A 24618-nucleotide genomic window follows, 5' to 3' on the forward strand; every position below is an offset into this window, starting at 1 on the left:
ACAGTTAAAGCGTTGGGTACAAAAAAGGAGGTCTAATTGACCTCCTTTTTTACGAGTTAGATGTTCGTAACATCGATGAACATCGATTCATCAATATTCGTCGAAGAAACGACAGCCTCATTAAATTCATACTCTTCGCGGTTACCTTCACGATCTAGCGGTAAGTTAACAAAGTCGAACAATTCGCGGTCTGCTAGTTGGCTTGGGCTTACGTTTTGAATTGATTTAAAAATTGCTTCCACACGCCCTGGCGTCTTCTTATCCCATTCAATCAACATTGCTTTTATAGATTGACGCTGAAGGTTCTCTTGAGAGCCACAAAGGTTACACGGAATTATTGGGAAATCCTTGTGCTCAGCGTATTTGATCAAATCTTTTTCACGACAGTAAGTCAATGGACGAATGACCACGTTACGGCCATCATCAGAGCGTAGCTTTGGTGGCATCGCTTTAAGGCGAGAGCCGTGGAACATATTCAAGAACATTGTTTCGACGATGTCATCCATGTGATGACCTAGCGCAAGCTTAGTTGCACCAATCTTCTCTGCAAATGAATACAGCGTACCACGTCGCAGGCGTGAACACAGACCACAAGTGGTTTTGCCTTCTGGTACCTTCTCTTTTACGACGGAATACGTGTCCTTATCGACGATATAGTAAGGGATATTCAGTGTTTCGAAATACTCTGGCAGAATGTGCTCAGGGAAGCCCGGTTGTTTTTGGTCTAGGTTTACCGCAACCACTTCAAATTTGATCGGTGCGGCTTTTTGAAGATTCAGCAGGATATCAAGCATCGCGAATGAATCTTTACCACCGCTAATACATGCCATTACAACATCGCCTTCTTCGATCATGTTGTAATCAGTAATGGCATTTCCAACATGTCTTCTTAGGCGTTTCTGAAGCTTGTTGAATTCTAGGGTTTCTTTTCTTGTATCTATTTGGTTCATTGCGGGCTCTCACATCGCCGATAAATCGACTAGGACTTCCTAACATGGGTTTCTTTGGGGCGTGGATTATACGAGCTTTTTACGCAGGATTAAATGCTTGTCTTATTGAGTCTTTAAGAAAAGAGTGTGAAAGATACTTTAGTTACGGTCAAAATTAAAAAAGAGCTGCGATTGCAGCCCTTTCTAAACGTTCAGTGTTCATTTCTTTGCGTTAGGTAGATAAGGTAACACTCGCATCGTCGGTTCTGGTAGTGTCATTGTGCCACCTTGCCCTATTTCACTTAGTGCGACTTGTATCTTGCCATTGACAATTGGCTTTTCGGTTCCGTTTGAGAAAATCACTTTATCATTCAGTTGATTTGCAAACTCCATCGTCACACCTTGAACCTCCGGTGTAAACCAACCCGCAAACATACCGCCTAAATCTTCCAGCATCGTCTGCATTTGAGGTAGAAGAGGCTTAAGTTGCTCGTAAGAAACGTTACCCTGTAATGGTTCTTTGGTCATCACGACAAGTGAGTAATCGCAACGTGTATCTTTTGGGGTATCGACAAAAACCAACGGATTCGCTGACTTTAAGTTTTTATCAACAGGTAAAGGCAACTCTTGTGAAGCAGGGATAACAAACTCTTCATAGTGCTCTTCTTTTTCCATCCAAGCTTTTTCTATCGTACAAATTTGTTTAGTTTTTGCGTCCACAAAAAAGACACCAACTTTCACATCGTCATGCCCTTCTTTATTGTTGTTTTTTAGTTGAGTGTATAACTTTGAGTACGTGAACATGTACTCTTGAGCTTGGGTTATCGGCGATACAAGAATTAGCGCCGCACTTCCCAATAGACTTAGGCTTAACTTTTTCATTTTATCCGTTATTTTATTGCGTCCAGTAGGCGTTGTTATGACGAATCATAGCGCGAAGATCGTGTACATAGGCGATGCCACGTTCAGAATAGGCTAGCAACCCATGCGTTAACTCTGACGCGGTTGCAACCGTTAACAAGCCCTTGTTCTTTTCAGCCAGAGATGTTCTGATTTCACGCAGGTCTGCATACGCTGGGTTTCGATTAACATTCATAAAGTAGCCATGAACAGACTGTTGTACAGAATCGAATTTTTCAACTTCATGAACTTTGTTAGCGCCACGTTGCGCTGGAACAATTCCACAGCCCTTTTTATAACACCATTGGCCGAACAAGTTGTTTGCTTGAGTAGCAAAACGAGAAGTGCCCCACGCAGATTCATTTGCCGCTTGAGTTAGAACCAAGGCTTCAGGTAAGACGTTCACTCGCACAAGCATCTCGTCTAGCCATGCTTGATCAATCTTATCGTTACTCAAGGGCAACGAATACAGAGATGATAACCGCTGAGCATACTCTTGTTGTTCTTGCGTCACTTGTCCCACCTTTAAAGAGGTAAGAAAGGCCCGCTCATGACGAATTCGTTGATTCTCAAGAGCAATTTTAGGCCTTAAAAAATCAAAAAAAGCAGCTTTTTTCTCTTTCGTATCATTTATTGAATTGAAGTCTGGGATATCACCGATGTATGGCAAGTGTGATAAATCGACATGCTTAATCTTGCCAGAGAGTACGTCAGGATTTTCCACATATTTAAACTGTTTCTCGTAGTGTAAATATGGGCCTATAGAAATAAAAGTGGCGGCTATACAGGTTGCCGCCACTCGTAAACTTATTGATTTCAAAGAATTAGGCATCAAACACCTGTGAGTTACCATCGTGATCATTATCGTTTTTCTGTGTTGTAACGATCTTAAGCTTAATTCCAAACATTTCGCGGTAGAGTATGCCTTTCAAATGGAAGAAGAATGGCAGCACAAAAATCAAGCCAATACCGTAGAACATTGCTGCAATAATAAACATTAACATCACGCCTAAGTAAAGCCCCGCGACCACAAAAATCTTCTTGTTGATTGCGCGAAGTGATAACAGCAACGCTTGCATTGGTGGCACCCTTTTCTCACAAATCAACAAAATAGAGTGACTAAATGCCAAGGAAAGATACAGCGACAGTAAAGGAAAAATCATACCAACCACACCTTGTAGCATTAAGCTCATGAGCGTTGCTAGAATAACAGGAATGGTGAACTGCAACCCCTTTCCAACATGGCGCAACTTAGTCTTCAGGCCGGCGACATGGCTCATAGCCATCAAGCTGATCCCCGCATAAATTGGTGCGCTAATCACCTCATAACTGAAATTCGCGACATAAATAGAAGACACAATATCGTTTGTGAACGACTCTGGGTTCTCAAATGCATCAAGAATAACGCTCAAATCGCCCAACTGCAGTTTTAATGCAATATAGAAAATACCTAACTGGACAAAAAGCAATACAATAATGGCAGGAGAAAATGATAAAAAGTGCTGGATGGTTGCTCGCCAAGCTTCGTTAAAAACCGCGCCAGCTTTAAGCTCGTAGTTGCCAGACAAAGCTCGCTCTACACTCCCCCCAAGATTGAAATCTTTCTCAAAATCGTCGTTCATAGTTTATCCAAGACTAACTTGTAAAATTTTGACTGGAATTCCAGTCAATTAATGTAATCGTCATTATAAAGAAATCTTTCCACATCTAACATCACAACTCACCTACAATCCTTGCAATCTCAACTGTATGGTTGATAATTAACCACTTTCAAGGTCATGAAATTGAAACAATTGTTGAACAAAGTTTAGTGCTATCAAACTGTGTCTAGATGCCAATTAATCTCATAAAAACAGTATGGTAAGGAATGATGGCTTTTTCCTGCAAAATTATTTCTGTTTCAAGATAAGAAAATGCTTTAATTTCACACTTTTGGTGATTATGATGCGCGCCTCAAAAGTGAATGGTTAGTGTCAAATCAGCTGGGATAATCCCGGCTTGAACGTGGGGGAAATACAGACGTTGAACGCAAAACCGCAAGCAGGAAAGCCAGTTATTCGTTTATCTGGTATTAGTAAAAGTTTCGATGGTAAGGAAATCATCGGTAATTTAAATCTGGATGTTAATCATGGTGAATTTCTGACGATTCTCGGGCCTTCTGGTTGTGGTAAGACAACAGTTTTACGCATGATTGCAGGTTTTGAAACGGCAGATAACGGTCAAATTATTTTGGATGACCAGGATGTAACACAGGTTCCTGCAGAGCAAAGGCACGTCAACACGGTATTTCAAAGTTACGCATTGTTTCCACACATGACCGTATATGAGAATGTCGCTTTTGGTCTTCGTATGCAGAAAACGCCTACTGCGGACATTGAACCACGAGTAATGGAAGCGCTACGCATGGTGCGCCTAGAAAAAATGGCTCAGCGTAAGCCTCATCAGCTTTCTGGCGGTCAGCAACAACGTATCGCCATTGCGCGTGCGGTTGTTAACAAACCAAAAGTACTGCTGCTAGATGAATCTCTATCTGCACTTGATTACAAACTGCGTAAGCAAATGCAAATCGAGCTTAAACAGCTTCAGCGTCAACTTGGTATTACCTTTATCTTCGTTACGCACGATCAGGAAGAGGCCCTATCGATGTCTGACCGCATTATTGTTATGCGCGACGGTGTTATCGAGCAGGATGGTTCTCCACGTGAGATTTACGAAGAGCCGAAGAACCTATTTGTTGCTCGCTTTATCGGTGAGATCAACGTATTCAACGCAACAATGCTAGAGCGTATCGACGAGAAACGTATCCGTGCAGAAATCGAAGGTGTCGAGTCTGTTGTTTACTACGATCAGGAAGCGCAAGCAGGTGAAAAACTGCAAGTACTACTTCGCCCAGAAGACTTACGTATCGAAGAGATCAAAGAGTCTGAAGAAAAAGGCATCGTAGGTCACGTAACAGAGCGTACCTATAAAGGTATGACGCTTGATTCAGTTATCCAATTGGATTCAGGCATGCGTGTAATGGTTAGCGAATTCTTTAACGAAGATGATCCTGATGTGGACCACTCACTTGGCCAGAAAGTCGCTATCACTTGGGTTGAGAGCTGGGAGGTAGTCCTCAATGATAAGCAAGAAGATTAATCTTCAAAACGCGATCATTACCTTAATCGTCGGTTGGTTAACACTTTTCGTGTTGGTACCAAATGTGATGATTATCGGTACGAGTTTCTTAACGCGTGATGAAGCAAACTTAATCGAAATGACATTTACTTTCGACAACTACTTACGTCTACTCGATCCCTTGTATGCGAAAGTGCTGATGCACTCGTTCTACATGGCGATTGTGGCGACGTTGTTGTGTTTAGTAATTGGTTACCCATTTGCTTACATCATAGCGAAAATGCCAGAGAAATGGCGCCCATTCATGTTGTTCTTAGTTATCGTACCTTTTTGGACAAACTCTCTTATCCGTACTTACGGCCTGAAGATTGTTCTGGGTACACAAGGTATTTTGAACAAATCATTAATGGCGATGGAAATCATCGATAAGCCATTACGTATTATGTACACCGAAACAGCAGTAATGATTGGTCTTGTGTACATCCTGCTTCCATTTATGATTCTGCCGCTTTACTCGGCAATCGAGAAGTTGGACAACACTTATATCGAGGCGGCGAAAGATCTTGGTGCGAACAAGTTCCAAACCATTACGAAAGTGATTCTACCTCTTACAATGCCTGGCATTATCGGTGGTTGTTTGTTGGTTCTGCTACCAGCACTAGGTATGTTCTACATCTCTGACCTTCTTGGTGGTGCGAAGAACCTACTGATTGGTAACGTTATTAAGAGCCAAGTATTGAACGCTCGTGACTGGCCATTTGGTGCTGCGACCAGTATCGCCCTCACCTTCGCAATGGCTGTGATGCTTTACGCTTACTACAGAGCAGGCAAACTATTGAATAAGAAAGTGGAGCTAGACTAATGGGACGCACGGTTAGATTTAGCTTTATGGCGCTGGTGTATGCATTTTTGTATCTGCCAATCATCGTCTTAATTGTTAACTCATTTAATGCCAACAAATTTGGTATGAAATGGGGTGGTTTCACCACGAAATGGTACGAAACCTTAGTAAACAACGATAGCCTAATGCAAGCTGCATGGCATTCATTGAACGTAGCGGTATTCTCAGCGACAGCAGCAACCATCATTGGTAGCTTAACGGCCGTTGCCCTATTCCGTTACTCGTTCAAAGGTAAAGGTGCGGTAAACGGCATGCTGTTTGTCGTGATGATGTCTCCAGATATTGTTATGGCGATTTCATTACTTGCTCTGTTCCTGGTATTAGGCGCACAGCTTGGCTTCTTTACACTATTGATTGCTCACATCACCTTTTGTCTACCATTCGTTGTGGTAACGGTGTACAGCCGCTTAAATGGCTTTGATGTGAAAATGTTGGAAGCTGCAAAAGACCTTGGTGCAAGCGAATGGGTTATCTTGAAACAGATCATCCTTCCTCTTGCTAAACCAGCGGTTGCTGCAGGTTGGCTATTGAGCTTTACGCTGTCTTTGGACGACGTAATTATCAGCTCGTTTGTAACAGGTCCAACTTACGAAATCTTACCATTGAAGATTTACTCCATGGTTAAGGTGGGCATTTCACCGGAAGTGAACGCCCTAGCAACGGTAATGTTGATTGTTTCTTTGGTCTTGGTAGTAATTTCTCAGTTGCTAGCAAGAGAAAAAGTGAAGTAGAATCCGCACCTGTTAACATCACGAAACAGAATGGTTACATGCCATTCTGTTTTTCTATCTATCGTCCAAAATTGGACAACGTTTGGTTTGGAGCTAACGTCAATGAAAAAATGGGCTACTCTATTAGCTGGTAGTGCATGTGCGCTTTCTCTGTTCTCTGGTACAGCGACAGCGGATGATAAAGAACTAGTATTTATGAACTGGGGTCCTTACATCAACAGTAATATCCTAGAGCAATTTACTAAAGAAACTGGCATCAAAGTGATCTACTCGACTTACGAGTCGAACGAAACTTTGTATGCAAAGCTAAAAACTCATAACCAAGGTTATGACCTAGTAGTACCTTCAACGTACTTCGTGGCGAAGATGCGTGACGAAGGCATGCTACAAAAGATCGATAAGACTAAGCTGAAAAACTTCGGCAACCTAGATAAAAACTACCTAGACAAGCCTTACGATCCAAGTAACGACTACTCTATCCCACACGTTGTTGCGATTACAGGCCTAGCGGTTAACGCAGACATGTACGATCCAAACGACTTCCAAAGCTGGGCTGACCTATGGAAGCCTGAGCTTGAAGGTCAAGTAATGTTGATGGACGACACTCGTGAAGTGTTCCATATCGCTCTGCGTAAACTTGGCTACTCAGGTAACTCAAAAGACCCTAAGCAAATCGATGAAGCGTACGCTGAGCTACAAAAGTTGATGCCAAACGTTCTAGTTTTCAACTCTGACAACCCAGGCGCACCTTACATGTCTGGCGAAGTGGGCGTTGGTATGCTTTGGAACGGTAGCGCCGCAGCGGCACAAAGTGAAGGCCTAAACCTTAAACTCGTTTTTCCTAAAGAAGGCGGTATCGGCTGGGTTGATAACTTCGCTATCTCTTCCGGTGCGAAGAACGTAGAAGCCGCTCACAAGATGATCGACTTCCTACTGCGCCCAGAAATCGCAGAGCAAATCTCTCGTGATACTGGCTACCTAACGGCGGTGGAAGAATCGAATGCTAAGTTTAAAGACGTTGCCCCGCTGTTCCCTTCTCAAGAAGACCTTGACCGCGTTGAATGGCAAGATGCGGTTGGTGATCTAACCGTTAAGTACGAAGATTATTTCCTCAAGCTGAAAGCGGGACAGTAATCGAACTTGTGTAACAAGTCATCAACCATAGGAAAATAGGCAGCAATACGCTGCCTATTTTTGTCTTAGGCTGATATAATCGCGCGTTGCTAGGTTTATTTGTCTTGGTATCATAGATTTATCGTCTCATAACAAGGAGATAACGATATTCAAGCTAAATAAACAGATTTGTGCTTACTGCGATTTGGCTCAACTTGATAACTCCAGCTAGTATTGACTTGTCCAATCGCGAAACAAAACGGAAAACAAATGAAAAGTAAATTCTACGCAAGCGCTCTATGTGCAGCGACGCTCATCGCTACCCCTGCAATGGCTGCTGATCAAGAACTGTATTTCTACAACTGGTCGGAATACATTCCAAACGAAGTTCTTGAAGACTTTACAAAAGAAACTGGAATCAAAGTTATTTACTCTACATACGAATCTAACGAGAGTATGTACGCAAAACTAAAAACTCAAGGTTCTGGTTACGACTTGGTAGTACCGTCTACCTATTTCGTCTCTAAAATGCGTAAAGAAGGCATGCTACAACAGATCGACAAAGAGAAATTATCTCATTTTACCGATCTTGATACTAACTTCCTAAACAAACCGTTCGATCCGAACAACAACTACTCTATCCCATACATTTGGGGGGCGACCGGTATTGGTATCAATGCTGACATGCTAGACAAGTCATCGGTTTCTAAATGGGATGATTTCTGGGATAGCAAGTGGGAAGGTCAACTAATGCTGATGGATGATTCTCGCGAAGTATTCCACATTGCATTGACTAAGCTTGGTTACTCACCAAACACGACTAACCCAGAAGAAATCAAAGCCGCTTACGAAGAACTGAAAAAGCTAATGCCAAACGTATTAGTATTTAACTCAGACTTTCCTGCAAACCCTTACCTTGCGGGTGAAGTTTCACTAGGCATGCTTTGGAACGGTTCTGCATACATGGCTCGTCAAGAAGGCGCGAACATCGACATCATCTGGCCAGAAAAAGGCACTATCTTCTGGATGGACAGCCTAGCAATTCCAGCTGGTGCGAAGAACGTTGACGCAGCTCATAAGATGATCGATTTCCTACTACGTCCTGAGAACGCAGCTAAGATTGCACTTGAGATTGGTTATCCTACGCCAGTTAAAACGGCACACGATCTGCTACCGAAAGAATTTGCTAATGATCCAAGCATCTTCCCACCACAAGAAGTGATGGACAGCGGTACTTGGCAAGATGAAGTTGGCGAAGCGAGCGTAATGTACGATGAGTACTTCCAAAAGCTAAAAGTGAACAACTAATTCGTTAGTTTTAAAGATATGAAAAAGCGGCTCATGAGCCGCTTTTTTGTTCTTAATGACAAGACAAAAACTCTTCCTGTTGAAGTTATTACGCTCTTTCTTTTCCTTCTAGAGCCAGTATCTCGTCAACTAATTTTGGAACCTCAACGCTTGCTTTTCCGTAGCGTTTTTCCTCAAATTCACTTTCTACCGCACTAGGTTCTAGGTTAATTTCAATGGTATGTGCGCCGTGCATTTTTGCATCATGAACAAAACCTGCTGCGGGATACACAACGCCAGAAGTCCCAATAGAAATAAACAAATCTGCTTCTTCTAATGACGCGTAGATATCACCCATTCGCAGTGGCATTTCACCAAACCAAACAATATGTGGTCGCATTTGTGAAGGGATCTGACAACAGTGACAAAGCTCGCCGGTCTTAATGTCCTCATTGTGCTCTACTACTTGGTTAGATTCACTACAGCGGGCCTTGAGCAACTCACCATGCATGTGAATCACATTCTGACTGCCGCCTCTTTCGTGAAGGTTGTCTATATTTTGAGTGATGACCGTCACTTTACCTTCTAACTCAGCCTCTAAACGACCCAATGCTTCATGCGCTGCATTAGGCTTTATCGCATTATCTTGAAGTTTCTTGCGGCGTTGGTTGTAAAAATCTTGAACAAGGTCCGGATCGCGAGCAAACCCTTCAGGCGTTGCTACATCTTCGATACGGTGATTCTCCCATAGGCCATCTTGCGCACGAAATGTTTGAATACCAGATTCGGCCGAGATACCTGCACCAGTAAGTACTACAATATTTCTATAAGGGAAATTCATAACTCATCCTTGCTGTTTTTTCATTAGCTTAACACTGAAAGAATAGCAACAGTAGTAATATGGATTAGACCATAGTCGTAATGGTCACTATTAGAATTACAATTTAAGAGGAACAGCAATGAGACAAGTATCTCTAGCGTTTATATTGCTTATGACTTTGGCAGGCTGTCAACTTACCAATGTTGAAGGCGAAGTCGATGATGTAAAGGTAAGAGTCAGCACCAATGATGATGACCATCGAGGTAATGGTAATTTCTGTCCTCCTGGCCAAGCCAAGAAAGGCAATTGCTAAAAGAGCGGCTTTATGCCGCTCCCATATTGGCCTCAATCCTCGTTGGTCGAAGATATTTTATGAATGGCTAGGTCAGCGCCATTGAATTCGTCTTCTTCTGAAAGCCTCAGTCCCATACTGGTATTAATCGCGCCGTAGACTACAAGTGCACCAAGCACTGCGATGGAAAGACCCAAAAGCGTTCCTAGAAGCTGAACGATAATGCTCACGCCACCTAGCCCACCCAATGCGCTTTGACCAAAAATCCCAGCGGCAATACCACCCCAAGCGCCACATACACCGTGTAAAGGCCAGACACCTAGCACATCATCAATCTTGGTTTTGTTTTGTAGGTGGGTAAAAAGATAAACAAATAGCACGCCAGCAATCGCACCTGTCACTAAAGCACCGATAGGATGCATTAAGTCTGAGCCCGCACATACAGCAACCAAGCCAGCTAGTGGGCCGTTATGAATAAAGCCAGGGTCATTCTTACCAGCCAACAGTGACGCGACAATGCCCCCGACCATTGCCATCAATGAGTTCATAGCCACCAAGCCACTTATGCCTGACACAGTTTGAGCTGACATGACGTTGAAGCCAAACCACCCCACACATAAGACCCAAGCTCCCAAAGCCAAAAACGGAATATTCGAAGGTGCAAAGTTGGTGTGCTTTCCTGCTCGAACTCTGCCTTTTCTCATGCCCAAAAACACGACAGCAACAAGCGCTATCCAGCCGCCAACACCATGCACAACGACTGAACCTGCAAAATCGTGGAAGCCATAACCAAAGGTATTTTCAAACCAAGCTTGAACACCAAAGTTTCCGTTCCAGATCATTCCCTCAAATAACGGGTATACGATGCCGACAGTGAAAAATGTTGCGATTAGAATCGGATAAAAACGAGCTCGCTCTGCGATACCACCAGAAACAATAGCAGGAATCGCTGCAGCGAAGGTCAGCAAGAAAAAGAACTTCACCAACTCGTAACCATTGCCTTGAGATAACGTCTCTGCATCAGCAAAGAAGGTGCCGCTATAAGCGACCCAGTATCCAATGAAAAAATACGCAATGGCGGAAATACCGAAATCGGCCAAGATTTTAACTAAAGCATTAACTTGGTTCTTTTGGCGCACGGTTCCTACTTCAAGAAAAGCAAAACCAGCATGCATCAAAAAAACCATGATTGCGCCAAGTAGTAAGAAAAGTGTGTCGGAACTTTGCGTGAGAGTTTGTACAGCGCCGTGTACCTGATTGGCAGTTACACTCATTATGATTGTCTCCGTTGATCTGTAGCGCACTTATCCTGTGCATCAAAGTTAGGTTCATCACCAATTTGGTGAACTTAATTTATAGAGCGTCTAACAGAGCAATTCTCATTCCATAATTTATATTTCTAACATTTACTTTTTAATCTTTTGTTTTATATTAACTTTAATAAAATTTGGCGTTCTTGAAATGGTGCTTAACACGCTAATAAATGCACCAATGTGGTTTTAGTGCACCAACATAATGCGCACCATATAGCTCAACAAGCAGCAAACTCCCCACCATAAACATAAAAGCCACCTCATGAGAGGTGGCTTTTATACTGAATGGCTAACTAAAGGAGTTTATCGAGTGATCTTCCCTGCTTTTACTTCTTCTAGCCAACGCCCCTCGACGAGATAAGGAGGAAGCCAACCAGTTTCAACTGATAAACGGTTGCCTTTGTCGTACCATATTAACTTCTACTAAGCGTGCCTATTGTGCTCTTTAATCATTTCTGCGATTTCCTTGCGTCCCCATTCATAAGCAAACTCTATAGCGTCCATGTCTTTCATAGAGTTACCAGTATATTTAACCTTTGTATCTATACCAGCTTTTAATAATAACTCCACAATATTTTTATGACCAGCATGGATCGCAGCAAACAATGGGTTGCGGTCTGGTTCAGATATATCCATCACTGCATTTCTTTCTAGAAAATAGGTAAGTAAGTCTAAATGACCTTCATATGCAGCTGTATTTAAGGGAGTTACACCTGAAGGCCCCCCCTTGATATTTACATCAATACCTAGATTCACCAGAAGCTCTACAATTTTATCTTGCCCTTGCTCCGTTGCGATGTGCAACCAGGAACCCAGAGGCGTAATTAGATGAAGTAATTTGTCATCTCCTGAGAGAATTTTTTCAACCTCACTCACGTCACCCGATCTAATCGCGGCCATTACATCTTTTGCGCTGTGCTCACCGGCCATCTTTATCTCCTCTCAGCTGCGGTTTTACCCAGTAATTTTAAAGCATTAACCATATCAACGCGTTTACCCAACATTTTATCAGTCGCTTTAAGAGTATCAACAACCTGCCGCAACGCATTAATATCATGCTGTCCAGCGATACGGTTGGGAGCCCACACTAAGTTCTCAAAACCAAATATTGGGTCGATATCATATTTTCTTAAAAGCTCCTGCCCCTCCATAACTAGATCTTGTTGATCCTGCCCCAACCCCCTCTTAAATAGTACGTGGTGAGCATGTGGATCCGGCATGTCTGCAGGAGGAGGCCCAGCTAAAGTCCTCAAATAAGAACCAAAATCATAGTTATTTAAATTGTTGGTATCAGAGTCGCGCAACTTTAACCGTGTAAGAGACCAATCTGTAAAGATTTTAGAGCCCTCATTGGAGTTATGAATGGTCTTTGAGGTTTCAAAAGCTTGACTTTCGCCAAAAACATGTCCGCTTACAAATTCCTCAATCCCAACAACATACTGAACTTCGTGCCTGCTGCCATCTGAATGATTGATATGACGATAAAAAGTAATTTCATTTTTCTCGCAATCAATATGGTCTAAATCGTATTCATATCGAATATGATTTTTACCTTTGGGTTTTCGGATTTTGACTTGCGAGCGAACGCCATCTTCTCCGACGGATGATTCTTTTGCTGCCTCTAAAATCTGATCGCAAACCTCTTGGGGGACATCGCTTTGCGCCTGATACGCTGCCAACATTTGACCCAAGCGTTTTAACCCTTCTTCACAAAGGAAACCTGTTGGATCAATCCACTGGATAGGATTGACTGCATATTGGTAATGGTTAATGCCACCAGCAATAGATATCGGATCTTGTTGGATAAAGCGTCCTAGCTTAGAATCGTAATACCGAGCGAGGTTGTAGTGTAAGTCGGTTTCTTGATCGAAGTACTGCCCTTGAAAACGCAGTGGATTTACTACTTTTTCAATATGTACATGAGCAAAGCCATGAGCATCGTAGCTGGCACTCCATACAACATTCCCTTCGCAATCGATCAGCCGCTCTGGTTTACCAACTTGATCACACTGGTACCAATAAATAACGTCGTTTTCTAGCAGTGCCACTGGCGTGTAGGTTTCTGGTTGATATAGGTACCATCGGAAAGCACCTGAAGAGCGTTCACCAATTAAACGTTCCCCTTCCCACAAGAACTCCGTAACGCCTTGTTGTGTAATTTTCTTCGTCCTGCGCCCTAATGCATCATATTCATATTGACTGATGCCATCGTCGGTGTGAACTTCAATGAGCTGATTTAACGCATCAAATACGCGAGTCTGAACATGTCCTTGCCCCTCACGTTTTGTCTGGTTTCCTTGCGCGTCATATTTGAACCGGACATCATCGTGTACTTCAATACGATCAGCGAATACCTCTGAAGATGGCGAAGTAGGATTGCCAAAACTATCGTATTCAAATTCAGTCACTTCTCCGGAAGCATTGACTCGTTTCAGTTGCCCTAAGGCATCGTACTGATAGTGTGTTGCTCCTGCCGTATTATCAATGATTGATGAAATACGGTTTTGCGCATTGTAAACGTACTTTTTCTCTCTATCAGGCCAATGTTGTTCGACCAAACGACCAACACCATCATAAATGATGCGCTCATTAAAATGTGCCGTTTCAATTTGGGAAACTCGTCCCATTTCATCGTAATGAAATTTGATTTGAGGTAAATCTAGGTTTCCAAACCGAATCGCTGAAAAACGCCCATATCGATCATAAGAGAAGTTCAGCTCCGTATTATCTGGCAGTACCTGAGATACGCGTTGGCCAACTCTGTTAAACTCCTGCGCTATCTCAAACTGACCTTGAATGCGCTTTGTTAAATGCCCGAATGAAGAGTATTGGTATTGCAGTGTTTGATGGCGATTGGATGCGAAAGTAAGTCGCCCACTAAGCGCATAATTGAAGTGGTGCTCTACAATACTGCTAGCATTTCCTGCTTTGACGTGCTTGAGATAACCCGCAGCGTCATAGCGGTACAGCACGGTCCTATCGGCGACTTGCTTACGATGGATCCGCCCCATATCGTCATAATCAAATTGGCTTTGTAGATTATCAAACCCAATAGTTCCTGATAGCTGGCCTTCATCGTCATACAGGAATTCGAACTCTAAGCCGTCACTCCGAACTAATTTAGTCAGGTTACGTTGTTGATCGTATTCGTAAGAAATATGGCTGCCATCGGGAAAGATGACTGCTTCTTGTTGCGCGAGTGCTCCCCATTGATACGAGGTAATGCCTGCTGGCGTCCGAATCTGAGCAACACGACTGTGCTCATCGTAAGAATATTCTTCGCTATAACCGACTTTGTCTTCGTCGTTAAAATAACGAACTGATGTACGCCTGCCGAATTGATCATAAGCGAGTTGAGCAATACACCCATCGGGATAAGCGACGCCATTCACTAGATCTTCTTCGTTGTAGCTGTAACGAAGTAATGTACCGTCTATTTCATTCGCGATAAGTCTTTGTTGTTCATCCCACCACCACTGACTTTTCTTACCATCTTCAGACTCTTTTTTGACGACTTGACCGTGTTTATCGTAATCATACTCCGTGACACAGCCGAACTGATCGGTATCCCAAACTCTTTGACCGAGACTATTGTAGTAAGCCTTCTCGATATCCCCGTCAGGTGAAACCGTTTTAACTAACTTACCTAAGCCGTCATAGCCATATTGAATTTCTTTGCCAGAGGAATGAAACTTAGAAACTAATTGACCATGCTGATTATATTGATAATTGACCGTTGACTGATCAGGATAGATAGCTTGTGCTTTTCGTCCTAGTTCATCATATTGCCATCGCCAAGTTTTACCTGTGGGGCTTATTTTCTCGAGTAAGTTACCCTGCTCGTCATGCAAGAAAGACCATTGATGATCTAACGAGTCAGAATAAGAAGAGTGATTTCCCTGATAATGGAAGCGATAGTCATAAATTCCTGCGTCCCCAACGTTCCTGATGCATTTCGCGTTAGCACCTTCGCCATCCCATTCAAAATAATGAGTAAAGCCAGTTGGTCGTACACGCTTAACAATTAAATGGCCGCGGTATTGATACTGTTCCTTTAAGCCTAAATGATTAGTTGCACTGACCAAATCATCGTGCTCATCATAGGTATAAGTTGTCAGAACTTTTTGGGACTTTGCATTAAGCAGTTCTACAAGGCGTCCTTGCTTATCATATTGACATTCAAGAACCGGACGCTTGTTATATGCGATCTCGATCAATCGATGGTTTCGAGAATACTGCAATTGAAACGTTGAAAACGTGCCATTTCTAACTTGTTTAACAAGCCAGCGATCATCTTTTTGCTCAAACCGATATTGATGCCCATTAGCGAGCGTTACAATCCGAGTTGTTGAGCTCAGGAAATAACAGCTCGCACCAGCGTATATCTGGTAACTTGTTGCTCCAATATCTACTGGCTCAAATTCTGTGATATCTGCCTTATCGTCAACAAACTCCCAAGCGATAACGTTGTCTTTCTCGTCCGTCTTCTCGCGTAATTCAAACTGAAATGCATGTCGCCAACCAAAGCCCATTCCATGATTTACATCCGACTGCGAAGAGCGGTAAGTACGCTGCCAAGTAGTACCTTGTTGTAGCTCGATATCATAGAGTTCGAGAATTTCTTCACCCGTCACAAGTGATACAGGATCACCGGCTTTCTCATGTTTTTCGCTGCTTTGTTGCTGAGGCTTGGCGGATGCGGCACTTCTGCCACTCTTTTTATTCGACTTCCCCTTTCCCTTCGATGGTTTTGCATTGACGGTATTTTGAGTCGGTGGAGGCGTAACCGCTGACGAGAGTGCGTAGTTTTCGCCGGTAGGTACAATTCGAGCGACACGCAAGTCACCGTTCACCAAAGCATTGGCAAACGTTGAATTATAGTGTTGGGAAGTAAGCTCACCGTCAGGTATGTTTGGCTTGAATTGACCAATCGCATAGAACAAATCCTCGACAGAGCGAAGGTCAAGCTCACCAAAGCTCTCAAGAAACTCTATTGCCTCTTGTTTGGTCACGAATGTTTTAGGTTCGCCGCTAGTAAGTAACTGACCAGAGAAGTGATAACTTTCGCCAAAGCGATTCGTGATAGGAATGACGAATTGAGGGATCATAGCCGTAACGTGTTTGTCCTTTTCTTACCTTGCCGCATCATTTAATGCTCGTTTCGCTCTTTTTATTTGTGAGAGCAAGATGCCTTAATCAAACATCCTCCGATAGAGATTCCTCTGTATGCGTAGACTGAATGTATTGATGGCAATTTTCACGTATGCAACTCTTTGAATTTCTGAGCGCAGCGTACTTTAACGGGACGATGAATCCTGAGTAAATGAACAATAGCGTGAGTGAGACTAATGTCTCATCGTGACGCGATTTTTTTACATGTTTCTTACTTAACTATGATTTTCTGCCCAGTTACGTAAATTCACTCAATAAGTTGCATCAAGTATCACCACTGCGACTCAACGCTTCATATTTGAGACAAAACAGCAACAAAAAAACCGCCTATTACGGCGGTTTTGCTTAAAGAATACTGATTAAAGGTTTGGACCTGTCGATGGTCTGTGTGGTTGGTTATTGAGCAGTTGCTGCATCCCTTGAAACATTCGCATAAACCACACCAAGATGGCTAATGCAGCAAACACCATCCCTACCCAAGGAATAAAGTAAGCGATGGTTTCAAGCAAAGTACTATGCAACCAATAATCACTCACGCCAACGAGTACACCGTTAGAAGTCGCGACGGTGACGATCAACACAACAAAAAACGTCAGGTAGAGAAAGAAGGTGCGAATTAAACCGTAGTAATGAGAAATCACTACGTCGCTGTCTTCTCCCTTATCTAATCGGTAACCCGCATAGATAATTGCGATAACGCCTGAGATCAGAAACGTAAACGGGGTCAGACAGCTCAGGATGTACGCAACCCAAATCCCGTTATGAGGTTTGTTCATTCGCTTTCGCTCCTTTTACTTCCGTTTGTGCCGTATCTGTTTCACCCATCGCTTCTTTGGACTTCACTTCCTCATACCAAAGATCGTGATGCTCTTTCGCCCATGTTTCATCAACTTCACCTGTCACCATGCCTTCTAGCGCACCTTCCATACCGAATAGACCAATATAGATGTGGAAGATAAAGCCACAGATTAGAATCAGTGCCGAAATCGCATGAACTAAGTTAGAAAGCTCCATGTCACGGCGAGTTTGGCCAAAGATAGGAAAGTCCAGAACTAAGCCACTCACTGCCGCGATAGCACCAAAGAAGATCAACAACCAATAGATTGCCTTCTCGCCACCGTTTGAGAAACCAGCTGACGGATGTGTGCCTTTGTGTTTACCAACCATACCGCCCATTTTCATGAACCAACGAACATCAGTCATGTTTGGAATCGACTTGCGCCACCATTTAAAGAGCACGAGCATCAGCAAAATGAAGAACAATGGTCCCATGTAATTGTGGTACTGCTTCGCCAACATGACGATAAAGCCCCAGAACTCAGTAGGAACGTACGGTTTTAAGAAGTGCTTACCGTAAACCAGCATCAAACCACTGAATGCCAACGTTAAGAATGTAAACGCCATACTCCAGTGAAGCGCGCGGTCTAAACGAGACCAACGCTTCATCTTTTTGCCTGTACGAGGCTTACTTAGCATCAAAGGGCCAACAAATACGTAAGCCATGATAACCATCGCGATACTGCCGAAAATCGCGACAGCACCAGCAGGAGACATCCATTTCTCTTTTAGAATGTACCAAGTCTCACCAGGTTTACTGATTAATACGCCATGTTCTGGCGATTTAGACGTGGTATAACCTTCTTGCCCCTCTCTGACTTCGCGCCAATAGTCTGCCCCGGCGAGTTGCGTGATCTCCTGTTGAATAACTTTAGAAGATTGTTCCTCTGCTGAAGCAGGCATTGCGAAAGTCAGCAGCAATGCTGTCATCATTGACAGCATTGCTAGAGACGCACGTTTAAGCGTGTTTAACATGTGCCTCTCCTTACTTAGCTTTTCGTCGCATCGTAAGAAAGATCGTTTCCGTCTGTCCAACCTGCGTTTTTCGCGCCGCGTTCTACCACACGTTGACGGAAAATGTCAGAGACTTTCTCTGCGTCACCCGCAAGCAGTGCTTTGGTTGAACAAAGCGATGCACACATCGGTAACTTGCCTTCTGCGATACGGTTCGCACCGTATTTTTGACGTTCTTCCTCAGAGCCTGGCTCTGTTTCTGGGCCGCCCGCGCAGAAAGTACATTTATCCATTTTGCCACGTTCGCCAAACGCTTCTTGTTTAGGGAACTGAGGTGCGCCAAACGGACAAGCAAACAAACAGTAACCACAACCGATACACAGATCTTTATTGTGAAGAACGATGCCGTCTTCGGTATGTTCGAAACAGTCTGCTGGACAAACTGCCATACAAGGCGCATCGGTACAGTGCATACAAGCAACAGAGATGGAGTTTTCACCGGCTTCACCATCGTTTAGTGTTACCACGCGGCGACGTTGAATGCCCCATTCAAGAGCATCGTCGTTTTCGTTCTTACATGCAGTAACACAGCCGTTACACTCGATACAGCGTTTGGTGTCACATAGAAATTTCATTCGTGCCATTGTCAGACTCCTTACGCTTTACGAATGTTACATAGGGTTACTTTGGTTTCCTGCATCAAGGTAACCGGGTCGTAACCGTAAGTGGTTGCCGTGTTGGCCGATTCGCCAACAACGTAAGGCTGTGTACCTTCTGGGTATTTAGGACGTAGGTCTTCACCTTCGAACTTACCGCCAAAGTGGAACGGAATGAACGCCAAGCCAGGTTTCACACGACGTGTTACCATCGCTTTCACCTTGATTCGCCCCTTCTCTGCACCTTCAACCCAAACATCATCACCATCTCTGAAGCCAAGATCGTTCGCGTCTTTCGGGTTCACTTCAACAAACATTTCTTGTTGAAGCTCGGCAAGCCAAGGGTTTGAACGCGTCTCTTCACCACCACCTTCGTATTCAACCAGACGGCCAGAAGTCAGAACGATTGGGTACTCGCCCGATTTGTCTTGCTCTTGAATTGATTTATACAACGTAGGAACACGGAAGATTGCATCTTTGTCATCCCAAGTTGGGTAATCCGTTACAAGGTCACGACGTGGTGTGTACAGTGGTTCACGATGCAGTGGTACGCGGTCTGGGAACGTCCAAACAATCGCACGCGCTTTCGCGTTACCAAATGGAATACAACCGTGCTTGATCGCGACACGCTGAATACCGCCAGAAAGGTCAGTCTTCCAGTTTTTACCCTCTGCTGCCACTTTCTCTTCAGCAGTTAGGTCGTCCCACCAACCAAGTTGTTTCAATAACTTGTCAGTGAACTCTGGGTAACCGTCTTTGATTTCACAGCCTTTCGAATAACTGTCTTCTGCAAGAAGGCTCTTGCCTTCAAATTCCACACCAAAGCGCGTACGGAAGTTACCGCCACCTTCTGCAACCGTCTTAGACGTATCGTACAGAATGTGTGTACCTGGGTGTTTCATTTCTGGTGTGCCCCAGCATGGCCAAGGTAGACCATAGGTTTCACCGTTGACAGGGCCACCTTCCGCTTCCAATGTGGTTTTGTGGAACGTATGCCAGTTTTGTTGGTGCGCTTTCAAACGCTCTGGGCTTTGGCCTGTGTAACCAATCGTCCACATGCCTTTGTTGAATTCACGCGTTAGGTCTTCAATCACCGGCTGGTTATTTTCAACACGGATGTTTTTGAACAGAAGATCGGAATAGCCCAGTTTCTTCGAAAGCAGGTACATGATTTCGTGGTCTGGTTTTGATTCAAACAAAGGTTCAATCACCTGATCACGCCATTGTAGAGAGCGGTTAGATGCGGTAACGCTGCCGTGTGTTTCAAACTGTGTTGTTGCAGGAAGCAGGTAAACGCCGTCGGTACGGTCGTTCATTACCGCAGCAACCGTTGGGTATGGGTCCACAATCACCATCATGTCCAACTTCTGCATCGCTTTTTTCATCTCAACACCACGTGTTTGAGAGTTCACTGCGTGTCCCCAGTAGAACATTGCACGGATGTTTTCGCGTTGACGAATGTTGTCTTTGTTTTCCAGTACACCATCAACCCAACGAGATACAGGAATACCTGCACTGTGCATTGGTTTCTGACCGCTGTAAGCGTTGTCATCGAAACGACCTTTGATCCATTCGTAATCGATTTCCCACACTTTTGACCAATGACGCCAAGCGCCTTCAGAAAGGCCGTAGTAGCCAGGTAGCGTGTCAGAAAGTACGCCAAGGTCGGTTGCGCCTTGTACGTTATCGTGACCACGGAAGATGTTTGCACCGCCGCCTGATTTACCAATGTTACCAAGCGCTAGCTCAAGCACACAGTAAGCGCGTGTGTTGTTGTTACCAGTAGTATGCTGAGTACCACCCATACACCAAACAATACAGCCCGGGCGATTTTCAGAAAGCAGTTTTGCTGTTTGGTAAACGTCTTCTTCGCTTACGCCTGTTACGCGCTCTACTTCTGCTGGCGTCCACTTCGCCACTTCAGCACGGATCTCATCCATACCGAATACACGTTGACGGATGAACTCTTTATCTTCCCATTGGTTTTCGAAGATGTGCCACAACACACCCCAAATAAATGCTACGTCAGAACCTGGACGAAGAGAAACGTAGTGATCTGATTTCGCAGCAGTACGCGTACGGCGAGGATCCGCTACGACGATCTTACAGTTGTTCTTCTCTTTTGCGATCAGAATGTGCTGCATCGCTACTGGGTGTGCTTCAGCTGGGTTTGAACCAATGAATAGCATCGACTTACAGTTGTGCATGTCATTGAAAGAGTTGGTCATCGCACCGTAACCCCAAGTGTTCGCTACACCCGCCACGGTTGTTGAGTGACAAATACGCGCTTGGTGGTCAACGTTGTTCGTACCCCAAAGTGATGCCATTTTGCGGAACAAGTACGCTTGTTCGTTGCTGTGCTTTGCGCTTCCCAAGAAGTAAACCGAATCAGGGCCGGACTCTTTACGGATGTCCATCACCTTGTTACCGATTTCTTCGATCGCTTGATCCCAAGAAAGCTTTTTCCACTTCCCGTTTTCAAGCTTCATTGGGTATTTTAGACGACGCTCACCGTGACCATGTTCACGCAGTGCTGCGCCTTTTGCACAGTGACCACCGGCGTTAAATGGGTGGTCGAACGCAGGCTCTTGACCCGTCCAAACACCATTTTGAACTTCTGCGTAAATACCACAACCCACTGAACAGTGAGAACAGATAGTACGTTTTATTTCTGTTTTCGCTTCTGGATCGACTGATTTTGCTTGCGCTTTTTTCATCATTCCCGGTGCGAATAGACTAGCACCAACCACTGCGCCACCAGCGGCAAGCGAAGTGTTTTTCATGAATGCACGACGAGATACGCCAAGCTGGTTCGTTTCTTTGCTCACACTGTCGGAGCGTTTGACAAGTTTCATCCGTTATCTCCTAAAGTGTGTCGTAGTAATCGCGAATGTGTTGAGTTTCACGATACCCTTTCTTCTTCACGTCGTTTTCAGAAGGCTCAACCGTTTCTGAAGCAACGGCCACTTTCGTGGTTCCCGCAACAACAGCACCGGCAACGGCAGCGGTTGTGAAGCCTTTTAGGAGATCCCTACGGCTTGTGTTTATTTCTTTATTATCTTTCATCATTGCTTCCTTACCTTACGGTAGATCTTTGGAGACTCATGCCTCTCTATCGATATGACCAAGTACTGCTCGATTACTCGTAATCAGTGACGTTTTTCACATCAATTTTTAATTTGTTCTTACTGCTTTTGGTGTTCACGCTAAAGCGGACTTGCTCTAACGTTAAAAATGCATCGCAAAGCTGTGCAGCTGGCTTGTAGAAGTTCACGCTTTCGGCGCTCTCTAGTTGGCGCGTAAAAGATTGGAACCAAGGAGCAATGTGTTTGTTAAACACCGCTTGTTGAAGTTCTTCCTCTTCACCTGTCAGCATTGCCATCACTTCGCACAGTGCAGAAATATGGTCTTCAGGCTCTTTCACGTTCTCTTCTCGTTCGATGCCTAAAAGATCCAAATCGCGACGAATTTCCGCTAACGGTTTTTCCATCATCGAGCCAGTGCGATGCCAAGATCCGAATGGCACAACTTCACCACGTCCAATGCCAATAAACAGATCTTGATATTCTTCTTCTAACGCTTCTCGCTGCGCTTCGTTCGCGGCTTGTTGCAGTGCGAGCCAAGCTTTTTGCATCGCGCTCTCAGACGGTTCAATTTCTAGCGATTTCAGGAACGCCAGCATTTCATCACTAGGCGCACTACGAAAAAGTGCAGATAGAACGAGATAAATGTCTGTTCTCAGTGTTTGTTCTTGTTGTGTGTCCACTGCGAGCTCCTAGTATTTCAATTGTTTCATTGGGTCTTCTGCCATCGACTTAAACATGTCGATCACACGGCAGTCTTCACACATCGCGATACGATTGATCGCCGCTTCATCAGAGAAATGAGAGTGACCGCGTAACTTGTTTTGTAGCATGTCGATCATCGATTGCGGAGCAAAGGGCTTGTGACAACGAATGCACTCGGCTGCCTTTTCTTCATGAATCACAACCGCTTTCTGGCGTTCTTCTTTCACCCAGTTCATACGAGGAGTAAGCGTCAGCACTTTCTCTGGACACGCTTTCTCGCACAGCCCACATTGAATGCAGTCTTGCTCGACGAATTTAAGCGACGGAGATCGACCGTCCGTATGCAATGCACGTGTTGGACACACCGCCACACAGCTCATACACAACGTACAACCTTTACTTTCACAAGAGACTGTGCCGTAAGGTGCGTTCGCTGGAAGTTCAACAATGTTCTCAACTGGAATACGTGATGCGGACAACGCATCCAAGGCCGTAAATAGACGCTGACGTTTGTTACCTTGCAAATCACCTAATGCCAAATCAAAAGACTCAGTACAAAGTGTCGGAGCACCTTCACGTAGTGACTCTAGATACAGAATGTCGATGGTTTCTTTGGCGATACCAAGCTGACCGAGCAGCTCTTGAGCAATACCTACTTCGCTATTAAGCACACGAATAATGGTTTGAGGCATAAAACGTGAAGCCGCAAACAGCACCTGAGTAGCACCATTCACAAGCGCGGCGAACCAAGTATCAATACCAACCGAAGGCAGTTCTTCCACCACAATTGGAATCACATTATCTGGCAGTGCTTTTAGTGCCATCACGTTGTAGCTCTCGTGGCGAGAACTACAAATCAATACGATAGGATCCAAACCACCCGCTTGCTCATAGTTGGCGAGCGTACGTTCAATAAACTTTTGCGTATCTTCAGGGTTTGGCAGTGCGTAATGAATCGCTTCTGTCGGACACGCTGTAGCACAAGTACCCACACCTTGACATAGGTATGGGTTGATCTCGATGCGATGGCCCGTTCTGTCGCTGCCTTCACTCGATAGTGCCCCTGCCGGACAAGCATCCACACACCGTTCGCAACCTTTTACGCCACGAGAGCTGTGTGCACATAAATCGGTATCTAAACGGAAGAATTTCGGTTTATCGAACGTCCCCATTAAGGTTGGAATCTCTTCCAACGCTTCAGCCAGTTTCGGATAGCCACGACCTACTGGGTAGTAGCCCGGTACTGGGACTTCTTCCGACATGCAGCTGTTAAGGCAAAGATCGAGTACGATATCGAAACAATCGCTATTGGTCGCGACCTTGGCAAGGTTGTTGGTCAAACCATGATTTTCAATCAGAACTTCAAACGTACCTAAGAACCCTGAAACCTGAACCGAATTGGCGTAATAAAGCTCGGGATTTGTGCCCTTTTCGCCATCGGTAGAAAGCAGCGTTAGGCTGTTCATTTGCGACAATTGCGCTGCCGCACTTTCGATGATTGCTGTTGGGCCCACAATCAAAGTATTACCGCCGCTTTCATAGCTTACGGTTGGTGGAATAAGATTGGTCAACTCTACGGTATTTTCGAAAGCGTACAGCCTCGCTTTACCGTTATTGGAAGTTGCTTGTTCTAATAATTGTTTCAGCATTGCTCAATTCCATTTATGAACATGGATAGTCTTTTCCATCTCTTAGTGTAGTTAGCGCCGGAGATTCTGCTGATTAACTTATCAATGAGAATTCTTATTCCGCCGTCTATAGGCGATGAATACTACGCAGTGCGTCCGTACTAACTTCAACCAGATTGG

General features: G+C 44.3%; 21 protein-coding genes. 6 read left to right on the plus strand and 15 right to left on the minus strand.

Features of this window, described 5'->3' with window-relative positions:
* Positions 1-56: 56 nt before the first annotated feature.
* The 4 genes from ttcA to R7P64_RS05305 form a co-directional block, all read right to left on the minus strand.
* Positions 57-950, minus strand: a complete 894-nt coding sequence (gene ttcA / locus R7P64_RS05290; RefSeq protein WP_005377502.1) for a tRNA 2-thiocytidine(32) synthetase TtcA — start codon at positions 948-950, stop codon at positions 57-59.
* Between the two features lie 198 nt (positions 951-1148).
* Positions 1149-1811, minus strand: coding sequence for a DUF2987 domain-containing protein (locus R7P64_RS05295; protein WP_005396478.1), 663 nt, complete (start codon positions 1809-1811; stop codon positions 1149-1151).
* 13 nt (positions 1812-1824) lie between these two features.
* Positions 1825-2661 (minus strand): glucosaminidase domain-containing protein, encoded by an 837-nt coding sequence (locus tag R7P64_RS05300; protein WP_213973216.1) that lies wholly within the window; start codon positions 2659-2661, stop codon positions 1825-1827.
* Positions 2654-3451: a hypothetical protein gene (locus R7P64_RS05305; protein WP_005389175.1), complete on the minus strand. Its 798-nt coding sequence runs from the start codon at positions 3449-3451 to the stop codon at positions 2654-2656. Before R7P64_RS05305 ends, R7P64_RS05300 begins: the two co-directional genes overlap by 8 nt.
* 400 nt (positions 3452-3851) lie before the next feature.
* Here R7P64_RS05305 and potA point away from each other — a divergent pair, with 400 nt between their 5' ends.
* From potA to R7P64_RS05330, 5 genes are all read left to right on the plus strand, one after another.
* On the plus strand, positions 3852-4967 hold the full coding sequence (gene potA, locus R7P64_RS05310) for a spermidine/putrescine ABC transporter ATP-binding protein PotA (RefSeq protein WP_017634901.1): 1116 nt from the start codon (positions 3852-3854) through the stop codon (positions 4965-4967).
* Positions 4948-5808 carry a spermidine/putrescine ABC transporter permease PotB gene (gene potB / locus R7P64_RS05315; protein WP_005377512.1) on the plus strand — a complete coding sequence of 287 codons (861 nt, stop codon included), beginning with the start codon at positions 4948-4950 and terminating at the stop codon, positions 5806-5808. The genes potA and potB overlap by 20 nt, the downstream gene beginning before the upstream one ends.
* Positions 5808-6578, plus strand: a complete 771-nt coding sequence (potC, locus tag R7P64_RS05320; protein ID WP_005389180.1) for a spermidine/putrescine ABC transporter permease PotC — start codon at positions 5808-5810, stop codon at positions 6576-6578. The genes potB and potC overlap by 1 nt, the downstream gene beginning before the upstream one ends.
* Positions 6579-6680: 102 nt before the next feature.
* On the plus strand, positions 6681-7712 hold the full coding sequence (locus R7P64_RS05325; RefSeq protein WP_017634902.1) for an extracellular solute-binding protein: 1032 nt from the start codon (positions 6681-6683) through the stop codon (positions 7710-7712).
* Positions 7713-7961: 249 nt separating this feature from the next.
* Entirely contained in the window at positions 7962-8999 is a 1038-nt protein-coding gene (locus tag R7P64_RS05330; RefSeq protein WP_158156469.1) for an extracellular solute-binding protein, read from the plus strand.
* Between the two features lie 88 nt (positions 9000-9087).
* On the opposite strand, the gene cobB is transcribed toward R7P64_RS05330, so the two are convergent.
* A complete protein-coding gene (gene cobB / locus R7P64_RS05335) occupies positions 9088-9819 on the minus strand; it encodes a Sir2 family NAD+-dependent deacetylase (protein WP_005377522.1) in 732 nt (243 codons plus the stop codon).
* Between the two features lie 118 nt (positions 9820-9937).
* Here cobB and R7P64_RS05340 point away from each other — a divergent pair, with 118 nt between their 5' ends.
* On the plus strand, positions 9938-10111 hold the full coding sequence (locus R7P64_RS05340; protein ID WP_165401620.1) for a hypothetical protein: 174 nt from the start codon (positions 9938-9940) through the stop codon (positions 10109-10111).
* Between the two features lie 32 nt (positions 10112-10143).
* Here the strand turns inward: R7P64_RS05340 and R7P64_RS05345 are convergent, their stop codons facing one another.
* The 10 genes from R7P64_RS05345 to R7P64_RS05390 all read right to left on the minus strand — a co-directional run bounded on the left by R7P64_RS05345 (position 10144) and on the right by R7P64_RS05390 (position 24459).
* A complete protein-coding gene (locus tag R7P64_RS05345; RefSeq protein ID WP_213973173.1) occupies positions 10144-11364 on the minus strand; it encodes an ammonium transporter in 1221 nt (406 codons plus the stop codon).
* 462 nt (positions 11365-11826) lie between these two features.
* Positions 11827-12333 (minus strand): ankyrin repeat domain-containing protein, encoded by a 507-nt coding sequence (locus R7P64_RS05350; RefSeq protein WP_213973174.1) that lies wholly within the window; start codon positions 12331-12333, stop codon positions 11827-11829.
* Positions 12334-12335: 2 nt separating this feature from the next.
* Positions 12336-16511, minus strand: a complete 4176-nt coding sequence (locus R7P64_RS05355) for an RHS repeat-associated core domain-containing protein (protein WP_318123229.1) — start codon at positions 16509-16511, stop codon at positions 12336-12338.
* A gap of 423 nt (positions 16512-16934) precedes the next feature.
* A complete protein-coding gene (locus tag R7P64_RS05360) occupies positions 16935-17351 on the minus strand; it encodes a membrane protein (protein WP_005377532.1) in 417 nt (138 codons plus the stop codon).
* Entirely contained in the window at positions 17335-18387 is a 1053-nt protein-coding gene (locus R7P64_RS05365) for a formate dehydrogenase subunit gamma (protein WP_017821916.1), read from the minus strand. The genes R7P64_RS05360 and R7P64_RS05365 overlap by 17 nt, the downstream gene beginning before the upstream one ends.
* A 14-nt stretch (positions 18388-18401) precedes the next feature.
* A complete protein-coding gene (gene fdh3B, locus R7P64_RS05370) occupies positions 18402-19010 on the minus strand; it encodes a formate dehydrogenase FDH3 subunit beta (protein WP_005377536.1) in 609 nt (202 codons plus the stop codon).
* 11 nt (positions 19011-19021) lie between these two features.
* Positions 19022-21877: a formate dehydrogenase subunit alpha gene (locus tag R7P64_RS05375; RefSeq protein ID WP_213868729.1), complete on the minus strand. Its 2856-nt coding sequence runs from the start codon at positions 21875-21877 to the stop codon at positions 19022-19024.
* Positions 21878-21887: 10 nt separating this feature from the next.
* A complete protein-coding gene (locus R7P64_RS05380; RefSeq protein ID WP_005377542.1) occupies positions 21888-22088 on the minus strand; it encodes a twin-arginine translocation signal domain-containing protein in 201 nt (66 codons plus the stop codon).
* Positions 22089-22161: 73 nt separating this feature from the next.
* Positions 22162-22788, minus strand: a complete 627-nt coding sequence (locus R7P64_RS05385) for a molecular chaperone (protein WP_017820684.1) — start codon at positions 22786-22788, stop codon at positions 22162-22164.
* 9 nt (positions 22789-22797) lie between these two features.
* Positions 22798-24459, minus strand: a complete 1662-nt coding sequence (locus R7P64_RS05390) for a 4Fe-4S dicluster domain-containing protein (RefSeq protein ID WP_213868730.1) — start codon at positions 24457-24459, stop codon at positions 22798-22800.
* Positions 24460-24618: the final 159 nt, after the last annotated feature.

This window comes from Vibrio sp. 2304 (genome assembly GCF_033339475.1).
Classification (GTDB): Bacteria; Pseudomonadota; Gammaproteobacteria; order Enterobacterales; family Vibrionaceae; genus Vibrio; species Vibrio alginolyticus.